Origin of the sequence: Pseudomonas sp. K5002 (assembly GCF_013386655.1) — a bacterium.
In the GTDB taxonomy this organism is placed as follows: domain Bacteria; phylum Pseudomonadota; class Gammaproteobacteria; order Pseudomonadales; family Pseudomonadaceae; genus Aquipseudomonas.
Genome location: NZ_JACARK010000795.1, coordinates 1 through 5,929, shown reverse-complemented (window position 1 = coordinate 5,929; position 5,929 = coordinate 1). Strand labels below are relative to the sequence as shown.

General features: G+C 61.3%; 6 protein-coding genes and 1 pseudogene. 4 read left to right on the top strand and 3 right to left on the bottom strand.

Going from position 1 to position 5,929, the window contains the following annotated elements; genetic code table 11:
* Positions 1 to 163: pseudogene (locus HX846_RS28735) on the bottom strand (sulfite exporter TauE/SafE family protein); the annotation flags it as partial.
* Between the two features lie 9 nt (positions 164 to 172).
* Complete coding sequence (locus HX846_RS28730; protein ID WP_178966606.1) at positions 173 to 1,417, bottom strand: FAD/NAD(P)-binding oxidoreductase; 1,245 nt, start codon at positions 1,415 to 1,417, stop codon at positions 173 to 175.
* Between the two features lie 179 nt (positions 1,418 to 1,596).
* On the opposite strand from HX846_RS28730, the gene HX846_RS28725 reads away from it, so the two are divergent.
* On the top strand, positions 1,597 to 2,460 hold the full coding sequence (locus HX846_RS28725; RefSeq protein ID WP_003207791.1) for an MBL fold metallo-hydrolase: 864 nt from the start codon (positions 1,597 to 1,599) through the stop codon (positions 2,458 to 2,460).
* 122 nt (positions 2,461 to 2,582) lie between these two features.
* Here the strand turns inward: HX846_RS28725 and bkdR are convergent, their stop codons facing one another.
* Positions 2,583 to 3,068 (bottom strand): Bkd operon transcriptional regulator BkdR, encoded by a 486-nt coding sequence (bkdR, locus tag HX846_RS28720; protein ID WP_003212855.1) that lies wholly within the window; start codon positions 3,066 to 3,068, stop codon positions 2,583 to 2,585.
* A 195-nt stretch (positions 3,069 to 3,263) separates the two neighbouring features.
* Between bkdR and HX846_RS28715 the strand changes: the two genes are divergently transcribed.
* From HX846_RS28715 to HX846_RS28705, 3 genes are all read left to right on the top strand, one after another.
* The gene (locus tag HX846_RS28715) at positions 3,264 to 4,499 is read left to right on the top strand and encodes a 3-methyl-2-oxobutanoate dehydrogenase (2-methylpropanoyl-transferring) subunit alpha (protein WP_003212857.1); all 1,236 of its coding nucleotides are present in this window, start codon (positions 3,264 to 3,266) and stop codon (positions 4,497 to 4,499) included.
* 1 nt (position 4,500) lies between these two features.
* Positions 4,501 to 5,559: an alpha-ketoacid dehydrogenase subunit beta gene (locus HX846_RS28710; protein ID WP_003212859.1), complete on the top strand. Its 1,059-nt coding sequence runs from the start codon at positions 4,501 to 4,503 to the stop codon at positions 5,557 to 5,559.
* Positions 5,560 to 5,929: biotin/lipoyl-containing protein (locus HX846_RS28705; RefSeq protein WP_306173162.1), on the top strand; the 370-nt coding region annotated here is incomplete at its 3' end. It abuts the gene before it with no gap.

Below are 5,929 nucleotides of genomic sequence, written 5' to 3'. Positions count from 1 at the left end.
CGGCAGCGGCCGCGCCCACCGCGAACAACGACACGGGTGCGGCCTGGGTCATGGTCAACCCCAGCCCCAATACCAGGGCCGGGACACCAAGAATGCCGCCTCCGGCGCCGGTCAAGCCCATGACCAACCCCATCAACACGCCCAGAAAACTTGCCAGCAGCATAGGGTTGCCTCAATCCACCTTGGCCAGACGGGTCAGCCACTCGCGGCCCTTGAGCATGCCGTTCCAGTAGAACCACGGCAGGAAACTCGCCTTGAGGAACCACGCCGAACGCCGCGCCACAGTCGGGTCGAGGGGAAAGGTCGGCAGCAACTTGCCGCCATAGCCGAACTCGGCCAGTACCACCTTGCCCTTCTCCACCGTCAGCGGGCAGGAACCGTAGCCGTCGTACTTGAGGGGCAACGGTGCCTGTCTGCGCAGGGCCAGCAGGTTTTCCGCCACCACGACGATTTGCTTGCGCACCGCCGCGGCGGTCTTGGCGTTGGTGGTGGAACACACATCGCCCAGGCCGAAGATGTGCGGGTAGCGCAGGTGTTGCAGGCTCTGGGGATTCACTTCGCACCAGCCGGCGGCATCGGCCAGGGGGCTGTGGCGAATGAAGTCCGGCGAGACCTGTGGCGGGACGACGTGCAGCAGGTCGAAGGTTTTCTCTTCGACGCGCACATTGCCTTCGGCGTCCTTGATTTCGAACCAGGCCTTGCGCGCGGGGCCGTCGACCTTGACCAGGTTGGAGTTGAATGCCAGTTGCGCCGAGTACTTTTCAACGTACTTCATCAGCGGCGGCACGAAGGTCGGCACGCCGAACAAGGCAGCGCCGGCCAGGTTGAATTCGACCTTGATGTTTTTCAGGTCACCCTGGCGGAGCCAGTGATCGCACGACAGGTACATGGCTTTTTGCGGAGCGCCGGCACATTTGATCGGCATGGCCGGTTGGGTAAAGATCGCCTTGCCATTTTTGAGTTGCTGCACCAGCTGCCAGGTGTAGGCGGCGTGCTCATAGCTGTAGTTGGACGTTACGCCATGCCGGCCGAGGGTCTCTTGCAGGCCTTCGATCTTCTCCCAGGCCAGGCGCAGGCCCGGGCACACGATGAGGTTCTTCCAACTGACGCGCTGGCCACTGTCGAGCACCAGGGTGTGCTCGTCGGGCAGTAATTCGCTGACCGCGGCCTGGATCCAGGTGACGCCGTTGGGCAGCACGTCGGCCATGGGGCGCACGGTCCTGGTAACGTCATAAGCCCCGCCGCCCACCAGGGTCCAGGCCGGCTGGTAGTAGTGGTGGTCGTTGGGCTCGATCAGGATGATGTTCAGGTGCGGGTCGCGCTTGAGCAGGCTGGCCAGCAGGCCGATGCCTGCCGAGCCGCCACCGATGACAACGATATCGCCACTGATGGTAGGTCCCCAGTGTTGGTCGTTCATGGTCTATGGCCTTTTTCAGTTAATGCACGCAAGGGTCGTTGCCGTATGGCACCACGCCCTAGCTGTTTGCCACCACGATGCCATCCTTTGCCTCGGGTCCTTTAATTCACTTAAGCTCACAAGGTTATGTGGAAACCTAACTGAATGTAAGTCGCCATTAGCTATCTGGGAAACCCGTCATGTCAGCGTTGATTCAATCCTTTCTGGACGAGGCGTCGTCGACCTACACCTACGTCGTCTATGAAACGGACGGTGGCCCATGCGCCATCGTTGATTCGGTGCTCAACTACGACCCGGCCTCCGGACGCACCGGCACCGGCCAGGCGGACAAGGTGATCGCGTTTGTGCGCGAGCATGGCTTGCAGGTGCAGTGGTTGCTGGAAACCCACGCCCATGCGGATCATCTGTCGGCTGCGCCTTATTTGCGTCGCCAGCTGGGGGGCAAGATCGCGATTGGCCAGTCCATCAGCAAGGTGCAGGGAGTGTTCAAGAACCTGTTCAACCTGGAGCCGGAGTTTCGGGTGGATGGGTCGCAGTTCGACCATCTGTTTGCGCCGGATGAGGTGTTTCACATCGGCAACCTGAAGGCCCAGGCGCTGCATGTGCCGGGGCATACGCCGGCGGATATGGCTTACCTGATTGATGACCAGTTGATTCTGGTGGGCGACACGCTGTTCATGCCGGACGTGGGCACGGCGCGCTGCGATTTCCCTGGTGGGGATGCGCGCCAGCTGTATGGGTCGATGCGCAAGTTGTTGGCCTTCGCGCCTGAAACCCGCCTTTATGTGTGCCATGACTATCCGCCCGAAGGACGCGCAGCCAAGTGCCTGACCACGGTGGCTGAACAGCGGGCGGGGAATATTCATGTGCATGACGGGGTGGATGAGGCGGCGTTTGTCGAGATGCGCACCACGCGGGATGCCGGGTTGGGCATGCCCACGCTGTTGTTGCCGGCGATTCAGGTGAATGTGCGGGCCGGGGTGATGCCGCCGGCGGAAGGAAATGGGGTGGTTTATTTGAAGATTCCCCTCAACCAGCTTTGAAATGCACTACAAAATGTGGGAGCGGGCTTGCTCGCGAATGCGGTGTATCAGTCTATATTTTCGGTGACTGACACTCCCCATTCGCGAGCAAGCCCGCTCCCACATTTGTTTTGTGTCGTTCGTTAGCCGAGGTTGATGCCGTTAGCCGGTAGCGGCAGCGCGGTTTTGTAGCGCACTTGCTTGAGGGCAAAGCTGGAGCGGATGTTGGCGACACCCGGGACTTTGGTCAGGAAGTCCATCATGAAACGCTCCAGGGACTGGATGGTGGGCACCAGCACCCGAATCAGATAATCGGGGTCGCCGGCCATCAGGTAGCACTCCATCACTTCGGGGCGATCCGAAATCGCCCCTTCGAATTGCTGCAATGCCAATTCGTTCTGCTTTTCCAGGCTGACGTGGATGAACACATTGACGTGCAGCCCCAGCAGGTCGGCGTCCAGCAGCGTCACCTGGTCGCGAATCAGCCCCAGTTCTTCCATGGCCTTGACCCGGTTGAAACACGGCGTGGGCGACAGGTTGACCGAACGGGCCAGGTCGGCGTTGGTGATGCGAGCGTTCTCCTGAAGGGCGTTCAGAATGCCGATATCGATACGGTCCAGTTTGCGCATGAGACAAAACCACCTGTTTATTATGTTTATGCAGTTTTTTTATCCCCAAATGATCTCCAACGCAATGAAACAGAGATAAATATTCTCCTGAGCCGAGCCTATGATTGTTGTAGGACAAGATTTCTTCTACCCGAAGAAGGACTGTCAGCTACCGCGCCCACTACAAGAAATTCACAAGATAGAGCGTAGAAAGCCATGACTCAGCAGTACGAACCACTGCGCCTGCACGTTCCCGAACCCTCGGGCCGCCCAGGCTGCAAGACCGACTTTACCTACCTGCGCCTGACTGACGCTGGCCTGGTGCGCAAACCCCCAATCGACGTAGAACCCGCCGACACCGCCGACCTGGCCAAGGGCCTGATTCGCGTGCTCGACGATCAAGGCCAGGCCCTCGGCCCATGGGCTGAAGGCGTGCCAGTCGAGATTCTGCGCAAGGGCATGCGCGCCATGCTCAAGACGCGGATCTTCGACAACCGCATGGTGGTCGCCCAGCGTCAGAAGAAGATGTCGTTCTACATGCAAAGCCTCGGCGAAGAAGCCATCGGCAGCGCCCAGGCCCTGGCCTTGAACATCGACGACATGTGCTTCCCCACCTATCGCCAGCAAAGCATCCTGATGGCCCGGGAAGTGCCGCTGGTAGACCTGATCTGCCAGCTGCTGTCCAACGAGCGCGACCCGCTCAAGGGCCGCCAGTTGCCGATCATGTACTCGGTAAAAGATGCCGGCTTCTTCACGATTTCCGGCAACCTCGCCACCCAATTCGTACAAGGCGTGGGCTGGGGCATGGCCTCGGCCATCAAGGGCGATACCAAGATTGCCTCGGCCTGGATCGGCGACGGCGCCACCGCTGAGTCCGACTTCCACACCGCCCTCACCTTCGCCCACGTGTACCGGGCACCCGTGATTCTTAACGTAGTGAACAACCAGTGGGCGATTTCCACCTTCCAGGCCATTGCCGGCGGTGAAGCCACAACCTTTGCCGGACGCGGCGTGGGTTGCGGCATCGCCTCCCTGCGGGTGGACGGCAACGACTTTGTCGCGGTGTACGCCGCCTCCGCCTGGGCCGCCGAACGTGCCCGCCGTAACCTGGGGCCGACCCTGATCGAATGGGTGACGTACCGTGCCGGCCCGCACTCCACCTCCGATGACCCGTCCAAATACCGTCCCGCCGACGACTGGAGCCACTTCCCGCTGGGCGACCCGATCGCCCGCCTCAAGCAGCACCTGATCAAGATTGGTCAGTGGTCCGAAGAGGAACACGCGGCGGTCAGTGCCGAACTTGAAGCCGAAGTGCTCAAGGCCCAGAAAGAAGCCGAACAGTACGGCACCCTGGCCGGTGGCCAGATTCCAAGCGCCGCGACCATGTTCGAAGACGTTTATAAAGAGATGCCGGAGCACTTGAAGCGCCAGCGTCAAGAGTTGGGGATCTGACATGAACGATCACAACAACAATATCGAGCTGGAAACCGCCATGACCACCACGACCATGACCATGATCCAGGCCTTGCGCTCGGCCATGGATGTGATGCTTGAGCGAGACGACAATGTGGTGGTGTTCGGCCAGGACGTCGGTTACTTCGGCGGCGTGTTCCGTTGCACCGAAGGCTTGCAGAACAAGTACGGCACCTCGCGGGTGTTCGACGCACCGATCTCCGAAAGCGGGATCGTCGGCGTGGCGGTCGGCATGGGCGCCTATGGCCTGCGGCCGGTGGCCGAGATTCAGTTCGCCGACTACGTGTACCCTGCCACCGACCAGATCATTTCCGAAGCGGCCCGCCTGCGTTACCGCTCGGCCGGCCAGTTCACGGCACCGCTGACCATGCGCATGCCCTGCGGCGGCGGCATCTACGGCGGCCAGACCCACAGCCAGAGTATTGAAGCGGTGTTCACCCAGGTCTGCGGCCTGCGCACGGTGATGCCGTCCAACCCTTACGACGCCAAGGGCCTGCTGATCGCCTCTATCGAAAACGATGACCCGGTGATCTTCCTCGAACCCAAGCGCCTGTATAACGGCCCGTTCGACGGCCACCACGACCGCCCGGTAACCCCATGGTCGAAGCATCCGCAAGCGCAAGTGCCGGACGGTTACTACACCGTGCCGCTGGACGTGGCCGCCATCGCCCGCCCGGGCAAGGACGTGACGATCCTCACCTACGGCACCACGGTGTATGTGTCGCAAGTCGCCGCCGAAGAAACCGGCATCGACGCCGAAGTCATCGACCTGCGCAGCCTGTGGCCGCTGGACCTGGAAACCATCGTCAATTCCGTGAAGAAAACCCGCCGTTGCGTGATCGTTCACGAGGCCACCCGTACCTGTGGGTTCGGCGCCGAGCTGGTGGCGCTGGTGCAGGAGCATTGCTTCCACTACCTGGAAGCGCCGATCGAGCGCGTCACCGGTTGGGACACCCCCTACCCCCACGCGCAAGAGTGGGCGTATTTCCCTGGCCCGACCCGTGTGGGCGCGGCTTTGCATCGGGTTATGGAGGTCTGAATGGGCACGCACGTTATCAAGATGCCGGACATTGGCGAAGGCATCGCAGAAGTTGAATTGTCGGTATGGCACGTCAAGGTCGGCGACCTGGTGGTAGAAGACCAGGTGCTGGCGGACGTGATGACCGACAAGGCCATGGTGGACATTCCGTCGCCGGTGCACGGCAAGGTGATTTCCCTCGGCGGCGAGCCGGGGGAAGTCATGGCGGTGGGCAGTGTTTTGATCAGTATCGAAGTGGAAGGCGCGGGCAATACCAGGGAGTCGGCGTTGTCGGCGGTGGTTGAAGAGGTCGCGCCGGCACCGGCTCCTGCACCGAAAGTCGAAGCCAGGGCCGCGCCGGTGGTTGAACCCAAGCCGGCAGCCAAACCTG

Excerpts from the sequence above, each read along its gene's own strand:
- HX846_RS28715 (WP_003212857.1), top strand. The coding sequence starts at position 3,264 with ATGACTCAGCAGTACGAACCACTGCGCCTGCACGTTCCCGAACCCTCG.
- HX846_RS28710 (WP_003212859.1), top strand. The coding sequence starts at position 4,501 with ATGAACGATCACAACAACAATATCGAGCTGGAAACCGCCATGACCACC.
- HX846_RS28725 (WP_003207791.1), top strand. The coding sequence starts at position 1,597 with ATGTCAGCGTTGATTCAATCCTTTCTGGACGAGGCGTCGTCGACCTAC.
- HX846_RS28730 (WP_178966606.1), bottom strand. The coding sequence starts at position 1,417 with ATGAACGACCAACACTGGGGACCTACCATCAGTGGCGATATCGTTGTC.
- bkdR (WP_003212855.1), bottom strand. The coding sequence starts at position 3,068 with ATGCGCAAACTGGACCGTATCGATATCGGCATTCTGAACGCCCTTCAG.